This is a genomic window from Enterobacter cloacae complex sp. R_G8 (assembly GCF_024599795.1).
GTDB classification, from domain to species: Bacteria; Pseudomonadota; Gammaproteobacteria; order Enterobacterales; family Enterobacteriaceae; genus Enterobacter; species Enterobacter dissolvens.
In genome coordinates this window covers 231,924-253,537 of sequence record NZ_CP102246.1, presented here as the reverse complement: position 1 = coordinate 253,537, position 21,614 = coordinate 231,924, and the positions used below count along the sequence as shown (strand labels likewise).

Below are 21,614 nucleotides of genomic sequence, written 5' to 3'. Positions count from 1 at the left end.
TCGGGATGATCTGAGTGTTGATCCGAAACGTTTCGGATACAAACCAAAACGTTTCGGATCTGTGATCGGCTTTAGAAATTTAGTGACTTCAGGCCGTCTGGCCTGGGGAGAATTCCGGCTGCCAGAGCACCTGCAGTTGCGCAAGATCGTCGCCGTTTATGAGCTGGCGTACCATATCGGCAATCTGTTTTCCGACACCCTGACGGGTGGACTGGATCACCGCCGCCACGTCGATATCCACGATGCTGTCCTGAGGCAAGCCATCGTAAACCACCAGCGATACCGCATTTTCGCCGGTTAAACGACCAAGCTGTGCCAGCGCCATTGCCGCGCCGTCGCCGTGGGTGTTGCAGTCGGTAATGATGGCCGTGGGGGGATGCGGCAGAGAGAGTAGCTCTTTCGTCGTGGCATAACCGACCCGGCGAGAAGGCGGCATGGCGCGCAGCCACTCGCTGGAGAGCCCGGCTTCACGCAGCGCATCGAGATAGCCCTGACGGCGCTGAGTAATGAATGCCTGATTATTGCTCTCGCCGAGTAACGCAATGCGCTGATGGCCTTTTTCGATTAACCAGCGGGTGGCATGGTAGGTGCCCGCGTAGTTATCAAAATCAAACCAGGCGTACGGCTGCGGCAGCTGACTGCGTCCGAGAGCCAGGAAAGGGAAACCGGCAGCCTGCAACTGCTCCAGGCGCGGATCGTGATCCAGCGTGTGTGCCACAATCAGCGCATCCACGCGACGGCTTTGCACCATGCGCATATAGCTGTGTTTATCGGCCAGATCGTCATCGGCAATCAGCAGCAGATCGATTTCATGTCGCGCCAGTTCGTGGCTAATTTCGCCGACCATGTCCATAAATACGCTGTTATTGAGCGGAACAGGATGCACAGGGAAAACCAGCCCAACCGCGTCGATCTTGCCCATCTTCAGACGACGGGCAAAGGTATTGGGCCGATAGCCACGGCGTTGGGCTTCTGCTTCCACCCGGGCGCGCGTCTCGCAGGAGACGTCGTCATATCCGTTAAGCGCGCGGCTGACGGTGGTAACAGAGAGTCCGAGTTCTTTGGCGATGGCTTTCAGCGACATGCGTTTGCGTCTCTTCGTTAATTTTGTTCCGCGACCAGTAGCGCGTAGGTGTCTGGCTCCAGGGCCTTGAAAATATGCGGCTGATCGGCGGGATAGCAGATGTAATCCCCTGCCCCCAGCTCTTCTGCATCGTCGAGCAGGCCGACCAGTGCCCGGCCCTGAGTCACGATAATATGCTCAATCGAACCCGGGGAATGGGGCTGGGAAATACGATCTGCACCTGGCTGGGTGATGAGAAGGTAGACGTCGCGTCGTGCGCCCGGGGGGCATGCCGCCAGTAAAATGGCTTCATAATTGGCCTGTCCGGCGACCACTTTTGTACCTTCACCGCGGCGGATCACCTGCGTGGTCGGCTGTTGCGGCTCCAGCAACCGTGCAAAGGGAATATCCAGCGCCACACATAGCGACCATAGCGTCTCAAGGCTGGGATTGCCATTGCCGGACTCCAGCTGAGAAAGTGTGGATTTGGCGATGCCGGCACGGCGGGCAATTTCCGCCAGTGAAAGCCCGGTTCGCAGGCGTTCTCGCACCAGGCTTTTGGCGATCACGCTGATTGGCTGCGTCATAAACGGCCTCTTGTTCTATAAATCGAACGATTCGTTCATCTTGTAATACGAATCTGATCCGTTCATTATAATGGATACACGTTCGATATGGCTAAAATTGTATGAAACGTTCTCTCTCTTGCCTGAAAGGCGACACCATCAAAGCAATTATCCTTGTATGCCTCGCCGTTGGCGTGGTGGGGATGTCTTACGGCTCGCTGGCGATGGCCTACGGTTTTCCGCTGTGGGTACCGTTTGTGCTCTCTGTTACCGTGCTGGCGGGCGCCTCGGAGTTCATGTTTATCGGCATCGTGGCAAGTGGCGGTAACCCACTGGCCGCGGCCGCGGCCGGGCTGCTGGTGAACGCCCGCCATGTTCCGTTTGGTGTTACGGTGCGTGAGCTGGTGGGGAAACGCGGTCTGAGCTTCCTCGGCTGCCACATCATGAATGACGAAAGCGTGGTGTTTGGGCTGTCGCAAAAAACCCCCGAGCAGCGAAAAACAGCCTACTGGCTGTGCGGGTTAGGGGTGGCCATCATCTGGCCGCTGGGTACCCTGCTGGGCGCCATGGTCGGTAAATTGTTGCCGGATCCGGAAACCATCGGGCTGGACGCGGTGTTCCCGGCCATTTTGCTGGCCTTAGTGGTTCCGGCGTTTAAAAACCGCACCACGCTTATCCGCGCCTGTAGCGGTGCAGCCTTGTCGCTGGCCGCCGTGCCGTTCGCCCCGGTGGGCTTACCGGTGCTGTTGTCATTACTTGGGCTGGGTGCGAGGAAAAAATAATGGAAAACATGACGCTCTTTATTCTCGGCATCGCCATTCTGTCGGCAGGAACTTATCTGATGCGTCTCGGCGGCGCCAAACTCGGAAACCGGCTGGCGCTGTCAGAGCGCTCACAGGCGCTGCTCTCGGATGCGGCAACGGTGTTACTGTTTTCCGTGGCGCTGGCGACAACCTTCTATGAAGGGGAACACTTCGCCGGGATGGCGCGTGTGCTGGGCGTGGCGTTTGCCGTATTTCTGGCCTGGCGGAAAATGCCATTAATTGTGGTGATCGTGGCGGCGGCGGTCGTCACCGCGCTGCTACGTCTGGCGGGAATGGCGTAAAAAAGCCCGACAGCACGCGTCCGTCGGGCAAGGCGGCGTTTACTGCGCCGCGAGGGTAACGTAATTCACCGTCAGCATCTCTTCGAGCTCCGCCGTGTTGCCCGTCTTAAACGCGTTATCGTTAAGATAGGTGACCACAGAGAGGGTAACGGCCAGCTGTTTGCCCGCCATCTCGCTGCCGTTCACCGCGACAAGTGACATATCCGGCGGTAGCGCGACCTCCGCCGCGCCAGCGGTCACCTGCGCCGATCCGCGCGGCACGGCCGCCAGTTGCACGACACCATTATCCATGCGCGCCTCTTTCGCCGTAATTTTCAGCGCACCGTTGTCGCTAAAGCGATACGCTCTATTTCCCCGGGACGGGCCATCCACCTGCAGACGGATCTTGCGCACAGCCGGGCAGATCACCGACACCTGGATCTCACGTTCTGACGAGGCGTAACCCCGGTACGTTTTTCCGGCAATATCGGTACTGACCGCGCGCATTGTCTCCCGACGCAACAGACCATTGTTGATATTTTTTACTGACGAAACCACCTGACACTCTTCTTCTGCCAGGACGGAGGGAGCATGGCTGAGGGCGACGCAGGCCAGCAGCAGCAGACTCGTGCGATGAAAAATCAGAGACATTTTCCGTTTATCTCCTCGTAGAATTGAGTGGGATCCGCTTCCGGCAAGGTGAAACTCAGCGTGCAACGGCCAGTATCCTGCTTCGCATACAGCGTCTGGCTGGCGGAAATATCATTCAGGAAGATGATGCCGTCTTCCGGTGCAGATGTGATGTACTCCCCTTTGCCATTCACCACAGAAACCCCTTTCGGTAACGGCGTACCGTCCGCACGCGTAATGTTCAGCAGCACGCGCCGCTGGCTCAGCGTTGAGAACTTCCAGTGTGCAAATGCCCCATGAGCGGCCTTCAGCGACGCATGGCCATTGCTGATGTCCAGGTTGCCCGGCAGGCTTTGCGTATCTATTTCAACCGTGCTTTCACTGAACGGTGTCAGGGCGGGGACAACCGCTCTGCCCCATTTGTCCGTCCAGACGTTACCGCGCGGGGTACCTATCGCCACCCCGGCAACGGGCTTGTCCAGCGCCACTACCGCATAGGTATCTGTTACCGGATAAGGTGAGAAGGTGACGCCATCATCGTGCGCGACAATGCCTCCGCTCAGCGCTATCGAGGCGTTACTGTTGCTTTCATTGTCACCGCCAATCCCCACCGCCAGCGTGGTGTAGTGCAGGTTACTGTTCAGCGAACTGTCCCAGTTGGTTACGCTGTCATCGTGATCCTGAGAGACGCCCACCGTGTAGGTGTTGTCGTCGTTAAGTGAACCCATTGCACGGGTGCCGTAAGAAGCTTTGCCCTCGTTTTCGCGGTACCAGCTGTTGGTGGAAACGCCGGAGCGACCCAGAGGCACAGAGACGTTCACATAAAACATATCGCTGTCGCTGGTGCTCTTATCACCGTGGCTGATGTCTGATTCCCAGTTTACGCTGACGCTCAAATAGCGGAACGACCGGGACCATGACGAAATGATACGACGGCTATCGTATTCGCTGTTCCAGGTCTGGTTGTTGTAGTAGCTCAGAGAGAAACGGCCCAGCGTCGTGTTCGACCAGCTCATGCCAACGCTGGTGTCGTATTTGGTGGTCGAGTAATCATCGTCGTCGCTGTACAGCTCCTGCATTTCGCGGTACTTCGGCGTACCGTAGCTCCCACCCAGCGACAGGCCGAGCCCCCACGGTAATGAATAGCCGAGATCCAGCGTGGTTTTATTGCCATCGGTTTGTGAAAGGTTATCAATCGAGCCGAGAAAACCCAGCGAGGCATACATATGCTGCATCGGCACGGTGTCAATGTTGGCTGAAAAACCGTAGTAGTGGTTATCTGCCATCACCATGCCGGCGAGAAAGTTCATCCGGTTGTTGATGGACCAACCGTTTGACGCGGCGACAATCCAGGGCTGCGTAAAGTTTGTCTCCATATCCTCCGCACGCCCGACGGCCAGTGAAAATCCCGGCGCGCGGCCAACATGGTTGCTACGGAAGGTGCTGGCGGCAACCGTAAAATGGCTTTCGCTGCCGTCGGTTTCCGTCACCGTGACGTTTAAATCCGTGTTCAGATTTGCAACAGGTACATCGCTTAAGGTGAACGGCCCGGCGGGCACCAGCGTGGAGAAGATCAGCTGTCCGCCCTGGCGAATATCCACACGCGCCTGGGCGTTGCGGGCAATACCGCTAACCTCAATACCGCTGCTATAACCCGGCAGGAGAGCGTTATCCGGCATCATCTGTACGCCATAAATCCCGGGGATACTGAAGCGGCTGTTGGCGATGTTAATTTGCCCCCCCTGCACCATCACGCCGTAGTCGGTAAAGGTACGCTGTGCGTAGGTGTATAGCGATTCGCTCCCGAACGCCATGCCGCTGCCGTCGCTGATAAACTGCGAACTGCGCACAATCCAGTCGCCTGCGTTAAAACCAAACTCAAACGAAGACTGGAAGCGATCGGATTTATCATCATCAAAGTCGTAATGGGTGCCAAACATGGAGTAGTTCAGCATAGCCGCGCGTCCGCCACGGACATCAGCCACCTGGCGACCGCTTTCCGGGTTAATGGCCTCTGGCGGAACAACCAGTGAAATTTCCTCTACGTCCGGTGAAGTGACCACCGTCGCGTTTTTCCAGTACTGATGAATGAAGGGGCAGGTCCCACGCTTGAGCTTTTTATATAACCCGGCCGCGTCCAGGAATTCGCCATCAATACAAGGAAGACCTTCATCATTAAATTTCACGGGCATAATGCCGCGCTTTTTGCCGTTAATAAGCACGGTAACATTATGATAGCCAGGCATAAATCGCGGGGCGACGGCATAATAGTCAGCAATTGCCGGGTCAAGGCCATTCTCTTTTAACACATCGGTGTCGAATAACGCTCTTGCCAGCTCCATAGTGGGTGCTGCAGTGGGAAGAATTTCTGCGCGAATGCCGAACGCCACCGAGCTCAGGCAAAAGACCAGCACACCTGTTTTACAGGAGGACATTATCATGACCACTCCATCTGATATTATTATTGTAATTCGGCAACGTAAGAACTGGCTTTATAACCAAAGCGGGTAGCAGGGTATATCTCCACCTTGTTATTCAGTCCAGAGAGCTTATTTTCTGGCGTCGCTATCATCGTCTGGCCGGGAAGAATATAGCTTTTTTCAAATTTCACCTGAGTTTCGGAGGGTAATAATTTTGCTTTTTGTTCCATACGCACCACATAAGGCGTATCGTTTAACACCGTCAGGTTGCCATTTTTAATCTGCCAGCGTAGCCCTTTCCAGGGTTCCATATTCACGTCGAGCCCTGCCGGGCGAATAATGACGGGCAGATTCTGGCTGAAAACCATTTTAACTTTATTTTGCTCGCGTTGCGGAATAGTGGAAAAAATGACGCGTTTTAGGTGTTCTGTTTTTAATTTTTCCGCGCTGTCTTTTAAGACAAAGCGAACACGCTGCGTTTTACCGGCATTTACACGTACCACCGGTTGAGTGACAATAACACCGGGTGTAGGATCGTCCGGTAAATCGATAATGCGGGTATAGAGAAGCTGGGCGTTATCGTCGCTATTTTTCACATCCATGCTCGCGCCTCGTTCGTCTTCGTTAATTAACAGCAGGGAAGTATCGGGCACCATACCGGCGGCAAACGTCTGCAACGACGAGAAAAGGCAAACGCAGAGCAGCGTTTTTTTAGAAAAAATCATAATATTAGTCCGTTAATATTGATGGGCACTGCTCCCCTAATCTGAGGAGCAGTGAATTATCAGCTATGTGATAATTAAAGATAAACCAGCTCAATGTTGGTTAAACCGTCCAGTGTCAATTCATCCGTAACATTTAAATCATTGGTTGGGTTAATAGTGGCACTCACAGCAACTTTAAAGTTGATCTTGCTTTCTGGAGAAGGTATGCCATTCGCTGTATCTAAAGTAAAGGCATATATTTCAGAATTGTCGCTGTTAATTTGCATGTAGTCGGTGCCTTTAACAAGCCAGGTTTCCCCACCATCTATACTCAACAATGGATAAAGTGAGTCACCATTGCCGTTAGTGTTTGCACCCTGATTGCGGAATAACGCTAGTGTATAGGCACCAATTTTTTTATCGTTATACATTCCCAGACCAAACATATTAAATGGTGAACCCGAAAAACCATTACCCATTTTGACACTTTCTGTTGGGGATGAGTCGTCACGCGCATCGGTAAATTTCACCGCAACACGTGTGGCTTCTTCACAATTAATGGTAACGGGAATTTCTTTCAAATCCGCCAGCGGAGTCATGCTGGTCGAGTTGAGCGAGGCCACTTTCATGGTACCGAAGTCAGCAATACCGCCGCCGCTTGGAAAGGAAGGGGTACAGGAAGAGGGAAGGATCTTACCGGTTACTTTAATATCAATGCTTTGTGCAGCCATAGCTGTATTAACCGACATCGCTAACACTGTGGCCAGCATTCCTTTTTTGATAAGCGCGTTCATTCAATTTCCTTATTAAGGTGATAGACAAAACAAAGCCAAATATCGACATTTGACCGAAGAAAGAGAAACCAATATTTGTACGAAAAATACCAGCATTAATAATCCCTATCAATTGTCTAAATCATCTTTAGGATTTACACCTGAGGATTGCCTTAACAGTTCAGATGAATTATTTGAAATGTGAATATAAAAAGGCAGCAGTACGCTCAAGCGGCTTAAAAGTATTTAAAAAAATAATGTTATCGCAAGACTGACCAGACACGTTATTTCAGAGAGTTATTTTACGACGAATGCTAAAACAGGGGATGACAAAGAAAGGAGGCGCAGAGGTAAAGCCTTTACACGCGAGAAGAGGGATAGTTTTTTAATTACACCTGTCCCCGCTCCGAAGAGCAAGGGACAGTGGCAACACAGCTTATTTGGTCAGTTCTGCGGTCATGTGTACGCGGTTACCCGTGAACGCCTGGGTAATTTTGTAGGATGACGCGCCTGCTTCCTGAGCCTGAGCGGCAATTTTCGCTTCAGCACCATCCAGCGTAGAGGCAGAGGCGGTAACAGTTTGTGCAGCGAAAGAACCGAATGAAGCAGCCAGAGCGATTACAGCGACAAAAGTTTTGATGCTTTTCATGAGATAAACCCTTTCGTTAAGTTGTTTAGGTAAGGCACCGTGCCTTGATGAGATAGATACTAGACCTCATAACCCACAACTGAAAGCGGAAGGATTTGCTATTATCATTCAAAATTACTGATCAACCATTAATCGCTGCGGATGGGTATAAATTGTCGCCCTTCCCGGCTTGCAGAACCCCACCAGCGTCAGGTTGCAGCGCTCCGCCACCTCCACCGCCAGCGTGGTTGCAGCCGACACCGCAAACAGGATCTCCACTCCGCACATCGCAGACTTCTGTACCATTTCGTAGCTCGCGCGGCTGGAAACCAGCGCTGCGCCCTGCTGCCAGAGATCGCTTTCCCGCGCCCGACGGCCCATCAGTTTATCGAGTGCCACATGACGCCCCACGTCTTCATGTCCCCCGGCGATGTCGCCCGATGGCAGAACCCATGCCGCCGCATGCGTACAACCGCTCAACTGACCGATGGGCTGCACGTCGTTGAGATGGGCAAGCGCATGGTCGAGGTTGGCCAGATTGAAGGTCTGGGTAAAAGGTAGCGGCGCAACAGGTTTGCCGATATCGTTCAGTTGCTCAACGCCACAGACGCCGCACCCCGTTCGTCCGGCCAACGCGCGACGACGCTCCTTCAGCCCCATAAAACGACGACTGGAAAGTTCGATCTGCACTTCCAGACCATTGCAGGCCTGAACCACATCCATGCCATAAATGTCCTGCGGATGCGCAATGATGCCTTCCGAGAGCGAAAACCCGATGGCGAACAGTTCAAGGTCTTTAGGCGACGCCATCATTACAACGTGCGAGATGCCGTTGTACACCAGGGCGACAGGGACTTCTTCCGCCAGAAAATCAGGCGTGGCGTGGGTAATGTGAGGGGGTCGATGTACCGACAGCGCCACAATGCCTGTTGGCAGTGGTGACGAGTGGGTAGCACGGTTTTGTTTAGACACAACGGTTTTCCTGAACAACCACGAAGGTGAGCCTGCTATTGCAGCATAAACCACAGGCCTTACGCATAGTATGGATCAACTTTTCAGCACCCAACCGCATCAAGTTTACCTACTCATTCTGGAGAGGTGCAACCGGCACCATGCTACACCCCTGTAACATGCGGGGTTAATAATGTGATTGATATCACACTTTATAATCAACACGGTGATAATACGTTCACTTTGTTTTAACGCCATTGGAACAGGCGTACCGACATTGTGGTATTCTGGTGATATCCCCCGGAGAAATGAGGGATTAACGCAAATTTTTCTCCTTTGCGGTCATTATTCAACCGCGAAGTCAAAACTACATATGTAAGCAATGTCGAAACAAGGAGTGACCCATGCAGGTCAGCAGAAGGCAGTTCTTTAAGATCTGCGCTGGCGGTATGGCAGGCACCACGGCAGCGGCACTGGGCTTTGCGCCCGGCGTAGCGCTGGCGGAAACGCGGCAGTATAAACTGCTTCGCACCCGTGAAACCCGTAATACCTGTACGTACTGCTCTGTCGGTTGCGGGCTGTTAATGTATAGCCTCGGCGACGGTGCTAAAAACGCCAAAGCGTCTATCTTCCACATCGAAGGCGACCCGGACCACCCGGTCAACCGCGGCGCGCTGTGCCCGAAAGGGGCCGGTCTGGTGGACTTTATCCACTCCGAAAGCCGCCTGAAATTCCCGGAATATCGCGCGCCAGGCTCCGATAAATGGCAGCAAATTAGCTGGGAAGAGGCGTTTGACCGCATCGCTAAACTGATTAAAGAAGACCGCGATGCTAACTTTGTTGAGAAGAACGCCGACGGCGTCACGGTCAACCGCTGGCTCTCCACCGGGATGCTGTGTGCCTCTGCTTCCAGCAACGAAACCGGTTATTTAACCCAGAAATTCACGCGCGCACTCGGTATGCTCGCGGTCGACAACCAGGCGCGTGTCTGACACGGACCAACGGTAGCAAGTCTTGCTCCAACATTTGGTCGCGGTGCGATGACCAACCACTGGGTCGACATCAAGAACGCCAACCTCATTGTGGTGATGGGCGGTAACGCCGCTGAAGCGCACCCTGTCGGGTTCCGCTGGGCGATGGAAGCCAAAATCCACAACGGTGCGAAACTGATTGTGATCGATCCCCGCTTTACGCGTACGGCGTCAGTGGCGGATTTCTACACCCCTATTCGTTCAGGTACTGACATCACTTTCCTGTCAGGCGTATTGCTGTACCTGATGACCAACGAAAAATATAACCGCGAATACACCGAAGCCTATACCAACGCCAGCCTGATCGTGCGTGAGGATTACCACTTCGAAGATGGCCTGTTCAGCGGTTACGACGCCGAAAAACGCAAGTACGACAAAACCAGCTGGAACTACGAGCTGGACGAGAAAGGCTTTGCGAAGCGCGACACCACCCTGCAACACCCGCGCTGCGTATGGAACCTGCTGAAAGAGCACGTTTCCCGCTATACGCCGGACGTTGTTGAAAACATCTGTGGTACCCCAAAGGCTGACTTCCTGAAGGTCTGCGAGCTTATCGCCGAAACCAGCGCCAAAGACAAAACCGCGTCGTTCCTGTATGCCCTCGGCTGGACGCAACACTCCATTGGTGCGCAGAACATTCGTACCATGGCGATGGTGCAGCTGTTGCTCGGCAACATGGGGATGGCAGGCGGCGGCGTGAACGCCCTGCGCGGTCACTCCAACATTCAGGGTCTGACCGACCTTGGTCTGCTGTCTCAAAGCCTGCCGGGTTATATGAACCTGCCAAGCGAGAAACAACCGGACCTGCAAACCTACCTGACAGCCAGCACGCCTAAACCGCTACTCGAAGGCCAGGTGAACTACTGGGGCAACTATCCGAAGTTCTTCGTCTCGATGATGAAAGCCTTCTTCGGCGACAAAGCGACGGCAGAAAACAGCTGGGGCTTTGACTGGCTGCCGAAGTGGGACAAAGGTTACGACGTTCTGCAATATTTTGAGATGATGCATCAGGGCAAAGTGAACGGCTATCTGTGCCAGGGCTTCAACCCGGTGGCCTCGTTCCCGAACAAGAACAAGGTTGTTGAGTCGCTGTCGAAACTGAAGTTCCTGGTGACGATTGACCCGCTCAATACCGAGACCTCGACCTTCTGGCAGAACCATGGCGAATCGAACGACGTCGATCCGTCGAAGATTCAGACCGAAGTGTTCAGTCTGCCATCCACCTGCTTCGCGGAAGAGAACGGTTCTATCGTCAACTCCGGACGCTGGCTGCAGTGGCACTGGAAAGGTGCGGACGCCCCGGGCATCGCCATGAACGACGGCGAGATCCTGGCCGGTATCTTCTTACGCCTGCGTAAGATGTACGCGGCAGAAGGCGGTGCGAACCCGGAACCGGTTCTGAACATGACCTGGAACTACTCGACGCCAGAAAATCCAGCGCCTGAAGAAGTGGCGATGGAGAGCAACGGTAAGGCGCTGGCGGACGTTATCGACCCGGCCACCGGTACCGTGCTGGCGAAGAAAGGCGATCAGCTCAGCACCTTCGCGCACCTGCGTGATGACGGCACCACCTCAAGTGGCTGCTGGATCTTCGCCGGTAGCTGGACGCCGAAAGGCAACCAGATGGCCAACCGCGACAACGCTGACCCATCGGGCCTCGGCAATACGCTGGGCTGGGCATGGGCATGGCCGCTGAACCGTCGCATTCTCTATAACCGTGCGTCTGCAGACCCGCAGGGCAACCCGTGGGATCCGAAGCGTCAGCTGCTGAAATGGGACGGCGCAAAATGGGGCGGCGTGGATATTCCGGACTACAGTACTGCCGCACCAGGCAGCGACGTTGGGCCGTTTATCATGCAGCCTGAAGGGATGGGACGTCTGTTTGCTATCGACAAGATGGCGGAAGGGCCGTTCCCGGAACACTATGAGCCGTTTGAGACGCCGCTGGGCACTAACCCGCTGCACCCGAACGTGGTCTCTAACCCGGCAGCCCGTATCTTCAAGGGCGACTTTGAAGCGCTGGGTAAAAAGGACAAGTTCCCGTACGTGGGCACCACTTACCGTCTGACCGAACACTTCCACTACTGGACCAAGCACGCGCTGCTTAACGCCATCGCGCAGCCGGAACAGTTTGTGGAGATTGGCGAGAAGCTGGCGAACAAGCTCGGCATTGCCCATGGCGATACCGTGAAGGTCTCCTCTAACCGTGGCTATATCAAGGCCAAGGCGGTAGTGACCAAGCGTATTCGCACGCTGAACGTTCACGGTCAGCAGGTGGATACCATCGGTATTCCGATTCACTGGGGTTATGAGGGCGTGGCGAAGAAAGGGTTTATCGCGAACACCCTGACGCCATTCGTCGGTGATGCGAACACGCAGACGCCGGAGTTTAAGGCCTTCCTCGTGAATGTGGAAAAGGTGTAACGGAGACGACTTATGGCTTATCAATCTCAGGACATTATTCGTCGTTCCGCGACTAACGGTTTCACCCCCGCGCCTCAGGCGCGGGACCACCAGCAGGAAGTGGCGAAGCTTATCGACGTGACTACCTGTATCGGCTGTAAAGCCTGTCAGGTGGCCTGTTCCGAGTGGAACGACCTCCGTGACGAAGTGGGTCACAACGTCGGGGTGTACGACAACCCGGCGGACCTGACCGCGAAGTCCTGGACGGTGATGCGTTTCTCGGAAGTGGAACAGAACGACAAACTGGAATGGCTTATCCGCAAAGACGGCTGTATGCACTGTGCGGATCCGGGCTGCCTGAAGGCGTGTCCGTCAGAAGGGGCTATCATTCAGTATGCCAACGGTATCGTCGACTTCCAGTCTGAGCAGTGCATTGGCTGCGGCTACTGCATCGCGGGCTGCCCGTTCGACGTACCGCGTCTGAACCCGGAAGACAACCGCGTCTACAAATGTACGCTGTGCGTTGACCGCGTGAACGTCGGCCAGGAGCCTGCGTGCGTGAAGACCTGTCCAACCGGCGCTATCCACTTTGGCTCCAAAGAGGATATGAAAACGCTGGCGGCCGAACGCGTGGGCGAACTCAAAACCCGTGGTTACGATAACGCTGGCTTGTACGATCCGGCCGGTGTGGGTGGTACGCACGTCATGTACGTATTGCACCATGCCGACAAACCGAATCTGTATCACGGCCTGCCGGAGAACCCGGAAATCAGCGCGACAGTGAAATTCTGGAAAGGCATCTGGAAACCGCTGGCGGCGGTGGGCTTTGCTGCCACCTTCGCGGCGAGCATCTTCCATTACGTCGGTGTCGGTCCGAACCGCGCGGAAGAGGAAGACGATAACCTGCATGAAGAGAAAGACGAGGTGCGCAAATGAAAAAACGTGACACCATCGTGCGCTACACCGCGCCGGAACGCATCAACCACTGGGTCACCGCCTTCTGCTTCATGCTGGCGGCGATAAGCGGGCTGGGTTTCTTCTTCCCGTCCTTTAACTGGCTGATGCAAATCCTGGGGACACCGCAGCTGGCGCGTATCCTGCACCCGTTTGTTGGCGTCATCATGTTCGCGTCGTTCATCATCATGTTTTTCCGTTACTGGCACCATAACCTAATCAATCGGGATGATATCTTTTGGGCGAAGAATATTCGTAAGATCGTCGTCAACGAGGAAGTGGGTGATACCGGGCGTTATAACTTCGGCCAGAAGTGCGTATTCTGGGCGGCGATTATCTTCCTGGTCCTGTTGCTGGTCAGCGGCGTGATCATCTGGCGTCCGTATTTTGCGCCTGCTTTCTCAATCCCGGTGATCCGATTCGCGCTGATGCTGCATTCATTTGCCGCAGTGGCGTTAATTGTGGTTATCATGGTGCATATTTACGCCGCCCTCTGGGTGAAAGGCACCATTACCGCGATGGTGGAAGGCTGGGTCACCAGCACGTGGGCGAAGAAACATCACCCGCGCTGGTACCGTGAAGTCCGCCAGAAACAGGAAAAGTCATCTGAATGAGTATTCGCATAATCCCGCAAGATGAGCTGGGGTCGAGCGAGAAACGCACGGCGGAATATATTCCGCCGTTGTTATTCCCCAGACTCAAGAACCTCTACAACCGCCGCGCAGAGCGTCTGCGCGAGCTGGCAGAGAACAACCCGCTGGGCGATTTTCTGCGTTTTGCCGCGCTGGTTGCCCATGCGCAGGAAGTGGTGCTGTACGACCACCCGCTGCAAATGGACCTGACGGCGCGCATCAAAGAAGCCAGTGAGCAGGGCAAACCGCCGCTGGATATTCATGTGCTGCCACGTGATAAGCACTGGCACAAACTGCTGCATTCGCTGATTGCCGAACTGAAGCCCGAGATGAGCGGCACCGCGCTAGCGGTGATTGAAAATCTCGAAAAAGCCTCCGATCTGGAACTGGAAGAGATGGCAAGTGCGCTGTTTGCTTCTGATTTCTCGCAGGTCAGCAGTGATAAAGCGCCGTTTATCTGGGCGGCGCTGTCGCTCTACTGGGCACAAATGGCCAGCCTGATCCCCGGCAAAGCGCGCGCCGAATACGGTGAAGCACGTCAGTTCTGCCCGGTGTGTGGCTCAATGCCGGTCTCCAGCATGGTACAAATCGGCACCACTCAGGGCCTGCGCTACCTGCATTGCAACCTGTGTGAAACCGAGTGGCACGTGGTGCGTGTGAAGTGCAGCAACTGCGAGCAGACCCGCGATCTCAACTACTGGTCGCTGGAAAATGAAGACGCGGCGGTGAAAGCCGAAAGCTGCGGCGACTGCGGCACGTACCTGAAGATTCTGTATCAGGAAAAAGACCCGAAAGTTGAAGCGGTGGCCGACGATCTCGCCTCGCTGATTCTGGATGCCAAAATGGAGCAGGAGGGCTTTGCCCGTAGCTCGATTAACCCGTTCCTGTTCCCGGGTGAAGGGGAGTAATCTCCTGTATTAATGCCGGGCGGCGCAAGCTTGCCCGGCCTACAGTTGATAAGGCGTAACGACCTCATCAATACCCGCAAAATCTTTCGTATTTCGAGAAATCAACGGACATTTTCTGCTCTGGGCTGTGGCCAGAATGATAGCATCAGGCAGTTTCATTCCATGTTTTTCACGCAGTAAAACGCTTCTTTCCGCAATATCCCGAGACACATCGATAATTTCAAAAGCGCCCATCACGGCTGCCGTTTTCGCTTCATGTCCATGCCTGCGTGCGCCCACCATCACTTCCATCCAGGTAATTAAGCTGATGGCTCGATGTGCCGCGGCATGATCAATCGCATCCGCAGCTTCGACACGGTTGTTGAAGAGATCAATGAGGATATTGGTATCAAACACGGCCATATTAGTCATGATCACCATTCCTCACGCAGCTTACGTTCATACTCCAGACCGTCCTCTTTCTTGTCGCCCCACAGGCCAAGCGCATCGCGGATAACAGACGAACTCTGCTGGTCGAGATACAGTTCTATCGCTTCCCGTAGCAGCTCAGCGCGCGGTTGATTTCGCAGTTGCTTGAGGTTATCCAGCCGTTGAATCACATCATCAGATAAATCGATCAGTATTCTGCCCATATCCAGTTCCGCCAAAACACTCATATATCACCTTAGTATATCATCCGCGGTTAATTTTCAGGCAAAATACACCTTATCAATTTAGGGTTAAAGGGCATTTTTTCGGGATTAATCAATTTTGCGAGCCGCTTTCCATAACGTTCACATCCTCAGATTTCGCTGTTTTCATCTGCAGTAAATCAGGCTATAAAACTGTATATACATACAGATAAAAGGACATCATCATGGCACTGGAAAAGGGTATTGATAAGCTTGTACAGGATTTTATCGCTGCAGGCCGACCTTCCGCGCGAAAGCAGAGTATTGATGACCGAAGAGCCGGATATGTAACCAGCACCGTACTTTCCGGCGAGACCGAAACCCGCGTGCAGGTTGAAACACTTGTCATTGATGGCCTTACCTTTCGGGTATTTTCACCTCTCAATAGCCCTGAAACGTTACCCTGTGCCCTCTACTACCATGGCGGTTGTTTTGTCAGCGGTGGGTTTGAAACCCATGACAATCAGCTTCGCCAGCTGGCGTTCTACGGTCATTGTCGGGTGATTGCGGTTCAGTACAGGCTCGCACCGGAGCATACGTTCCCCGCCGCGCATGACGACGCAGAGAGAGCGGCGGATCTTGTCTGGCAAAATGCAGAAAAAGTCGGTGTGGATAAAAACCGGATGACGCTGTGTGGAGACAGTGCAGGAGGCCATCTGGCGCTGGTAACGGCGCTGCGGCTCAAGGCTAAAGGCTTCTGGAACCCGGCGCAGCTCATTCTTATCTACCCTATGCTTGATGCCACGGCGAGTTTCGAAAGCTATACCCTCAATGGCCTGGACTACGTTATCACGCGCGATACGCTGCTGAGTGGTTATGAGATGTACCTGGCAGAGACAGACCGCCTGCATCCTGAAGCCAGTCCACTCTGGCGGGATGATTTTAACGGCCTGCCGCCGGTACACATTATTACCGCCGAGTACGATCCGCTATGCGACGAGGGTCAGGCGCTTTATCAACATATGACAGAACAAGGCGTTATTTGCACGGCTCAGCATTGGCTGGGTGTCATCCACGGCTTCTTCCAGCTTGGCGGCGTTAGTCCATCGGCGCGAGACGTTCTTCGGGACATCGCCTGGCGGATCAACTCCGCCCGGCGATAACAAAGGGGAACCTTATTCCTCCTCGTTCCCGCCCTCTTCATACGCGCCAAAGGGCTTCGCAGGGAGAACGATATAGGTGCCTTCAAACACCGCGCCTGGGGTTTCATCGCCAAAGAGTTCAACCTGCATCTGTACACGGGCTTTGCGGCCGCGCGCCAGACGGTCAAGATCGCCGCCCAGGGAACCGAGATCGGCTACGGCACTGGGCTTGCCGCTTATCGGTGCGCTGTAGCGAATATGGGCATCTGCCAGGATGATCGTGCCGCCAAGGTGACGTTCACGCAGCATCAGCCAGATAAGCCCCCAGCCGGTGAGTGTGGCCAGCGAAAACAGGCTGCCAGCAAACAGCGTGTGGTGCGGGTTCTGGTTGCCGGTTTCCGGCATGGTGGTAATGAATTTTTGCCCGGTGTACTGCTGAATTCGCACCCCCATCTTTTCACTCAGAGGGATGTGCTGATACCAGGCTTGCTGTAGCTGCCCGCACCAGTCGGCGCGATGGAGAATGTCATCCAGCGTGGCGATGGGTTTGATCATCAAAAAGTGACGAATCGGCGTGGTTTGCGGGGTCGTAATTTCGCCCTGGTTAACAAAACCGAGTTTAGCGAAGAACTCAACGGCATCTTCGCGGGCGCTACAGGTCACGCGTTTGACGCCTTCCTGACGAGCCACAGACTCCAGGGTCATCGCCATCAGCGTGCCTAACCCTTTATCCTGCACGGAGGGATGAACCGCCATAAAACGAATAGAGGCTTCGTTATCGGCGTTAATATACAGACGCCCGACGGCAACGAGGTTACCCTCTTCGTCCATCACCATCTGGTGATGTGCCATGGCGTCCCAGGCGTCGCGCTCAGACCCTTTAGGCTGATGTAATGGCTTGCGCAGCATTTCCCAGCGGAACTGGTAATAGGCTTCTAACTCTTCTTCCGTTTGCGGTACTCGAAGGTGATACATAGCTGTACTCTCTCTTGTTACCCGCGGCCACGCCGCCAGTTGGCTCATACCTGGAGCCAGAATGTGACGGGGCCATCGTTCACCAGCGATACCTGCATATCTGCAGCAAATCGTCCGGTTTGCGTATTCATTTCCTGTTGGTGACAACGCTCAACAAAGTAGTCGTAAAGCGCTTCTGCCCGATCCGGGGCCGCACCTTTTGAAAAACTCGGGCGCATGCCGCGTTCGGTATCGGCGGCCAGCGTGAACTGAGAAACCACCAGCACGCTTCCGCCCGATTGCTGGACGTTAAGGTTCATCTTGCCTTCCGCATCGCTAAAGATACGGTAGCCCAGCACGCGCTCACACAAGCGGTTGGCTTTTTGTTCGTCGTCATCCTTTTCGACACCTAACAACACCAAAAGTCCTGGGCCAATTTCACCCGTCACCTCTCCCTCCACGGTGACGCTGGCACGGGTTACGCGCTGTATCAATGCAATCATGGTTGGTCTGCTTCTTGTTGTTTTTCAGCTTCTGCTGCTTTTTTAAGTTCGCGGTATACGCCGAGAGTGACAGTTATTTCCGCACCAAGCAAGACGATACACCAGGTCCAGTAAACCCAGACAAACAAAATGGGGATCACCGCCAGCACGCCATAAATCAGCTGATAGGAGGGGAACATGGTGATGTAAAGGGCAAACCCCTTCTTACCCAGTTCGAAGAGCACTGCAGCCACCAGCGCCCCGACAACCGCATCACGGTTCGGCACGCGCGTGGTCGGCACCACACTGTAGAGCAGCCAGAAAGAGAGCCACGATAAAATCAGCGGGAAAATACGCAACACGTTATCAATGGCACCATTGAGATCGCTGGCCCAACGCAGCGAAAGCAGATAGGAGCTGATCGCGAGGCTCGCCCCCGCCAGCAACGGGCCGAGGGTTAAAATCATCCAGTAAACAGCAAAGGAGTAGACCTTCGGGCGGATTTTTTTGCTCCGCCAGATAGTATTAAGCGCACTGTCGATGGAGTACATCAGCAGCAGCGCGGTGACGATAAGGCCGCACGCCCCCACAGCCGTCATCTTGCTGGAGTTGGCAACGAACTGCTCAATGTAGTTCTGGATAACATCCCCGGTTGCAGGGATAAAATTCGCAAAGACAAAATGACGCAGTTGCAGGCTGACGTCCGCAAACATCGGAAAGGCGGAAAAAAGCGCAAAAATAACCGCCACCAGCGGTACCAGGGAGAGCAACGACACGTAGGCGAGGTTACCCGCCAGCGTGGTCATGTTGTCCTCATCAATACGGTGCCAGAGGAGTTTTAGCCATGCCCTGAGCGGGCGAGTATGGTGCGTGGCTTTTTGATGAACGGTTTTTAGCATAACTGCTTCGCAAAGTAGTTCGGTATCGTCTCTTTTCCGGTCACCAGAATTGACGTAATACCCAACTGGTTAGCTCCCTCTATATTATCGGCATTGTCATCGAAAAAGACCGCATCGGACGCGGAGAATCCTTCTGCTTGCAGAACAGCCTGATAAATTCGCGCTTCGGGTTTACGCATCCCCATCTCCTGAGAGAGATAGATTTTGTCTGCCGCAGCCTTAACTTCAGGGTATTCTTCAGGCCAGAACGTGGTGTGCAGGCGGTTGGTATTCGACAGCACGACGACCCGGTGACCCTGCTCGCGAAGTTTATGCATGATGTCGATAACCTCAGGGCGGATAGCGACAAATACAGCCTGCCAGCCGTGGGAGAACTGTTCGTAGCTTAACGGCAGATCCATTTCCTGGCACAGACGTTCAGCAAACACTTCATCGCTGATCTCACCCCGTTCATGCTGATGGAATGTCTCGCCCATGGCGAAACTCTGTTTTAACGTCGCCAGCGGGACACGGCTAAAATCGCTCCATGCGCCCAGCACCCGATTGAAATCGATATCGACGATTACATTTCCTAAGTCAAAGATATAAAGCATGTTTATCTCCTGCTCGCCGTGGAAAAGTAACTGTAGCGGGAAAGATAAGCTTTGGCTATGAAGTACGCACAGGGTAGAAAAAGAAAAACCCCGCCACAAGGACGGGGTTTTGTTGACCAGAGAGGAGTGTATTACTCTTCTTTCGCACCGCGCATTGCACGTTTACGATCGTTCTCGGTCAGGTGACGTTTACGGATACGGATAGACAGTGGAGTCACTTCTACCAGTTCGTCGTCATCGATGAATTCCAGAGCCTGCTCCAGCGTCATCTTGATCGGTGGAACCAGAACCGTTGCTTCGTCAGTACCGGACGCACGCATGTTGGTCAGTTTCTTACCGGTCAGGCAGTTTACAGTCAGGTCGTTAGAACGACTGTGAATACCGATGATCTGGCCTTCATACACTTCAGCACCGTGACCCAGGAACAGCTTACCGCGATCCTGCAGACCGAACAGCGCAAACGCAACCGCTTTACCCTGACCGTTGGAGATCAGCACGCCGTTGTTACGCTGGCCCACTTCGCCCGGACGTACGTCGTCGTAGTGGCTGAAGGTGGAGTACAGCAGACCGGTACCGGAAGTCATGGTCATGAACTCAGAACGGAAGCCGATCAGGCCACGGCTTGGGATCACGTAGTCGAGACGTACGCGGCCTTTGCCATCTGGATTCATGTTTTTCAGGTCGCCTTTACGCTCACCCAGAGCCTGCATCACAGAACCCTGGTGCTGCTCTTCAACGTCCAGCGTTACGTTTTCGAACGGCTCTTGTTTACGGCCGTCGATTTCGCGGAAGATAACTTTCGGACGGGAAACCGCCATTTCGAAACCTTCACGACGCATGTTTTCGATCAGGACAGACAGGTGCAGCTCACCACGACCGGAAACGCGGAATGCATCAGCGTCTTCGGTTTCTTCAACGCGCAGCGCAACGTTATGCACCAGCTCTTTGTTCAGGCGGTCAAGGATCTGACGAGAGGTAACGAATTTACCTTCTTTACCACAGAACGGAGAGGTGTTGACGTTGAAGAACATGGTTACCGTCGGTTCATCAACAGACAGGGCTGGCAGCGCTTCCACGTTCTGCGGGTCGCAGATGGTGTCAGAGATGTTCAGCTCGCCAAGACCGGTGATCGCGATGATATCGCCCGCTTCAGCCAGATCGCTGTCGATACGCTCCAGACCCAGGTGAGTCAGCACTTTGCCCACTTTACCGTTACGGGTTTTGCCTTCGCTATCGATGATAGTAACCTGCTGGTTCGGCTTCACTTTACCGCGTTTGATGCGGCCGATACCGATAACGCCAACGTAGTTGTTGTAGTCCAGCTGGGAGATCTGCATCTGCAGTGGACCATCGAGATCAACATCCGGAGCCGGTACGTGATCGACAATGGCCTGATACAGCGGGGTCATGTCTTCCGCCATATTTTCGTGATCCAGACCCGCAATACCATTCAGCGCCGAAGCGTAGATGATAGGGAAGTCCAGCTGCTCGTCGGTCGCATCAAGGTTAACGAACAGGTCGAATACCTGATCAACAACCCAGTCAGGGCGTGCGCCAGGACGGTCAACCTTGTTGATAACAACAATAGGCTTCAGGCCATGGGCAAATGCTTTTTTGGTCACGAAACGCGTTTGCGGCATTGGGCCGTCAAAGGCGTCAACCACCAGCAGCACGGAATCCACCATGGACATCACGCGCTCAACTTCACCACCGAAGTCGGCGTGCCCTGGGGTATCAACGATGTTGATACGGTAGTCATTCCATTTGATAGCGGTGTTTTTCGCGAGGATGGTAATCCCACGCTCTTTCTCCAAATCGTTGGAGTCCATCACACGCTCTTGAGTTTCGGCACGAGCATCAAACGTACCGGATTGCTGCAGCAGCTTATCAACCAGGGTAGTTTTACCATGGTCAACGTGCGCGATGATGGCGATGTTACGCAAATTTTCGATCACAACTTTGCCTCAGGCATTAGAAATAGCGCGTTATTGTACACGGATTAATCGCACTACAAAACAGGATCACAAACATCCCCCGCAAACAAGTATTGCAGAGATGCTTTGTGATCGCTTTCACGGAGCGTAAAAAGGGCACTTTAACGAAAATTGCACCAATATGGTGCTCAGTGTTCACACTGAAGCACTATACTGGTGCAACATAACCATTGTGGTGCAGCACTTTTGCAC

At 54.0% G+C, this 21,614-nt stretch carries 22 protein-coding genes; 7 read left to right on the top strand and 15 right to left on the bottom strand.

Features of this window, described 5'->3' with window-relative positions; translation table 11 throughout:
• Positions 1 to 88: 88 nt before the first annotated feature.
• Complete coding sequence (locus tag NQ842_RS01230) at positions 89 to 1,084, bottom strand: LacI family DNA-binding transcriptional regulator (RefSeq protein WP_257256430.1); 996 nt, start codon at positions 1,082 to 1,084, stop codon at positions 89 to 91.
• 17 nt (positions 1,085 to 1,101) lie between these two features.
• Positions 1,102 to 1,650 (bottom strand): helix-turn-helix domain-containing protein, encoded by a 549-nt coding sequence (locus NQ842_RS01225; protein ID WP_014833784.1) that lies wholly within the window; start codon positions 1,648 to 1,650, stop codon positions 1,102 to 1,104.
• 101 nt (positions 1,651 to 1,751) lie between these two features.
• On the opposite strand from NQ842_RS01225, the gene NQ842_RS01220 reads away from it, so the two are divergent.
• The gene (locus tag NQ842_RS01220; RefSeq protein ID WP_014833785.1) at positions 1,752 to 2,411 is read left to right on the top strand and encodes an AzlC family ABC transporter permease; all 660 of its coding nucleotides are present in this window, start codon (positions 1,752 to 1,754) and stop codon (positions 2,409 to 2,411) included.
• A complete protein-coding gene (locus NQ842_RS01215; protein WP_014833786.1) occupies positions 2,411 to 2,734 on the top strand; it encodes an AzlD domain-containing protein in 324 nt (107 codons plus the stop codon). The genes NQ842_RS01220 and NQ842_RS01215 overlap by 1 nt, the downstream gene beginning before the upstream one ends.
• 39 nt (positions 2,735 to 2,773) lie before the next feature.
• Here NQ842_RS01215 and NQ842_RS01210 read toward each other — a convergent pair whose 3' ends face one another.
• From NQ842_RS01210 to fdhD, 6 genes are all read right to left on the bottom strand, one after another.
• Positions 2,774 to 3,364, bottom strand: a complete 591-nt coding sequence (locus NQ842_RS01210) for a hypothetical protein (RefSeq protein WP_153908314.1) — start codon at positions 3,362 to 3,364, stop codon at positions 2,774 to 2,776.
• Complete coding sequence (locus tag NQ842_RS01205; protein WP_043951721.1) at positions 3,355 to 5,784, bottom strand: fimbrial biogenesis outer membrane usher protein; 2,430 nt, start codon at positions 5,782 to 5,784, stop codon at positions 3,355 to 3,357. The genes NQ842_RS01210 and NQ842_RS01205 overlap by 10 nt, the downstream gene beginning before the upstream one ends.
• Before the next feature lie 20 nt (positions 5,785 to 5,804).
• Positions 5,805 to 6,488, bottom strand: coding sequence for a fimbria/pilus chaperone family protein (locus tag NQ842_RS01200; RefSeq protein WP_257256429.1), 684 nt, complete (start codon positions 6,486 to 6,488; stop codon positions 5,805 to 5,807).
• A gap of 74 nt (positions 6,489 to 6,562) precedes the next feature.
• Positions 6,563 to 7,261, bottom strand: coding sequence for a DUF1120 domain-containing protein (locus tag NQ842_RS01195; protein ID WP_014833790.1), 699 nt, complete (start codon positions 7,259 to 7,261; stop codon positions 6,563 to 6,565).
• 415 nt (positions 7,262 to 7,676) lie between these two features.
• Positions 7,677 to 7,889 (bottom strand): DUF1471 domain-containing protein, encoded by a 213-nt coding sequence (locus NQ842_RS01190; RefSeq protein WP_047360318.1) that lies wholly within the window; start codon positions 7,887 to 7,889, stop codon positions 7,677 to 7,679.
• A gap of 114 nt (positions 7,890 to 8,003) precedes the next feature.
• Entirely contained in the window at positions 8,004 to 8,840 is an 837-nt protein-coding gene (gene fdhD, locus NQ842_RS01185) for a formate dehydrogenase accessory sulfurtransferase FdhD (RefSeq protein WP_047360319.1), read from the bottom strand.
• A gap of 383 nt (positions 8,841 to 9,223) precedes the next feature.
• Between fdhD and fdnG the strand changes: the two genes are divergently transcribed.
• From fdnG to fdhE, 4 genes are read left to right on the top strand one after another with little or no spacing between them, the layout of a single operon-like run.
• On the top strand, positions 9,224 to 12,274 hold the full coding sequence (fdnG, locus tag NQ842_RS01180) for a formate dehydrogenase-N subunit alpha (protein WP_257256428.1): 3,051 nt from the start codon (positions 9,224 to 9,226) through the stop codon (positions 12,272 to 12,274).
• Between the two features lie 12 nt (positions 12,275 to 12,286).
• Entirely contained in the window at positions 12,287 to 13,189 is a 903-nt protein-coding gene (gene fdxH, locus NQ842_RS01175) for a formate dehydrogenase subunit beta (RefSeq protein WP_014833793.1), read from the top strand.
• Positions 13,186 to 13,821, top strand: coding sequence for a formate dehydrogenase cytochrome b556 subunit (fdoI, locus tag NQ842_RS01170; protein ID WP_014833794.1), 636 nt, complete (start codon positions 13,186 to 13,188; stop codon positions 13,819 to 13,821). The genes fdxH and fdoI overlap by 4 nt, the downstream gene beginning before the upstream one ends.
• Complete coding sequence (gene fdhE, locus NQ842_RS01165; protein ID WP_046889538.1) at positions 13,818 to 14,747, top strand: formate dehydrogenase accessory protein FdhE; 930 nt, start codon at positions 13,818 to 13,820, stop codon at positions 14,745 to 14,747. Before fdoI ends, fdhE begins: the two co-directional genes overlap by 4 nt.
• Before the next feature lie 39 nt (positions 14,748 to 14,786).
• On the opposite strand, the gene NQ842_RS01160 is transcribed toward fdhE, so the two are convergent.
• Both NQ842_RS01160 and NQ842_RS01155 read right to left on the bottom strand, forming a co-directional pair.
• Complete coding sequence (locus NQ842_RS01160; RefSeq protein WP_080346008.1) at positions 14,787 to 15,158, bottom strand: PIN domain-containing protein; 372 nt, start codon at positions 15,156 to 15,158, stop codon at positions 14,787 to 14,789.
• Between the two features lie 2 nt (positions 15,159 to 15,160).
• Complete coding sequence (locus tag NQ842_RS01155; protein ID WP_046889539.1) at positions 15,161 to 15,403, bottom strand: ribbon-helix-helix domain-containing protein; 243 nt, start codon at positions 15,401 to 15,403, stop codon at positions 15,161 to 15,163.
• Between the two features lie 200 nt (positions 15,404 to 15,603).
• On the opposite strand from NQ842_RS01155, the gene NQ842_RS01150 reads away from it, so the two are divergent.
• On the top strand, positions 15,604 to 16,521 hold the full coding sequence (locus NQ842_RS01150; RefSeq protein ID WP_257256427.1) for an alpha/beta hydrolase: 918 nt from the start codon (positions 15,604 to 15,606) through the stop codon (positions 16,519 to 16,521).
• Between the two features lie 12 nt (positions 16,522 to 16,533).
• Here NQ842_RS01150 and fabY read toward each other — a convergent pair whose 3' ends face one another.
• The 5 genes from fabY to typA all read right to left on the bottom strand — a co-directional run bounded on the left by fabY (position 16,534) and on the right by typA (position 21,383).
• Entirely contained in the window at positions 16,534 to 17,475 is a 942-nt protein-coding gene (gene fabY, locus NQ842_RS01145; protein ID WP_013099362.1) for a fatty acid biosynthesis protein FabY, read from the bottom strand.
• Between the two features lie 44 nt (positions 17,476 to 17,519).
• Positions 17,520 to 17,957 (bottom strand): D-aminoacyl-tRNA deacylase, encoded by a 438-nt coding sequence (gene dtd, locus NQ842_RS01140; RefSeq protein ID WP_118284019.1) that lies wholly within the window; start codon positions 17,955 to 17,957, stop codon positions 17,520 to 17,522.
• A complete protein-coding gene (locus NQ842_RS01135; RefSeq protein WP_014833799.1) occupies positions 17,954 to 18,835 on the bottom strand; it encodes a virulence factor BrkB family protein in 882 nt (293 codons plus the stop codon). Before NQ842_RS01135 ends, dtd begins: the two co-directional genes overlap by 4 nt.
• Positions 18,829 to 19,428 (bottom strand): glucose-1-phosphatase, encoded by a 600-nt coding sequence (gene yihX, locus NQ842_RS01130; protein WP_014833800.1) that lies wholly within the window; start codon positions 19,426 to 19,428, stop codon positions 18,829 to 18,831. The genes NQ842_RS01135 and yihX overlap by 7 nt, the downstream gene beginning before the upstream one ends.
• 131 nt (positions 19,429 to 19,559) lie before the next feature.
• Positions 19,560 to 21,383: a ribosome-dependent GTPase TypA gene (gene typA, locus NQ842_RS01125; protein WP_014833801.1), complete on the bottom strand. Its 1,824-nt coding sequence runs from the start codon at positions 21,381 to 21,383 to the stop codon at positions 19,560 to 19,562.
• Positions 21,384 to 21,614 lie beyond the last annotated feature (231 nt).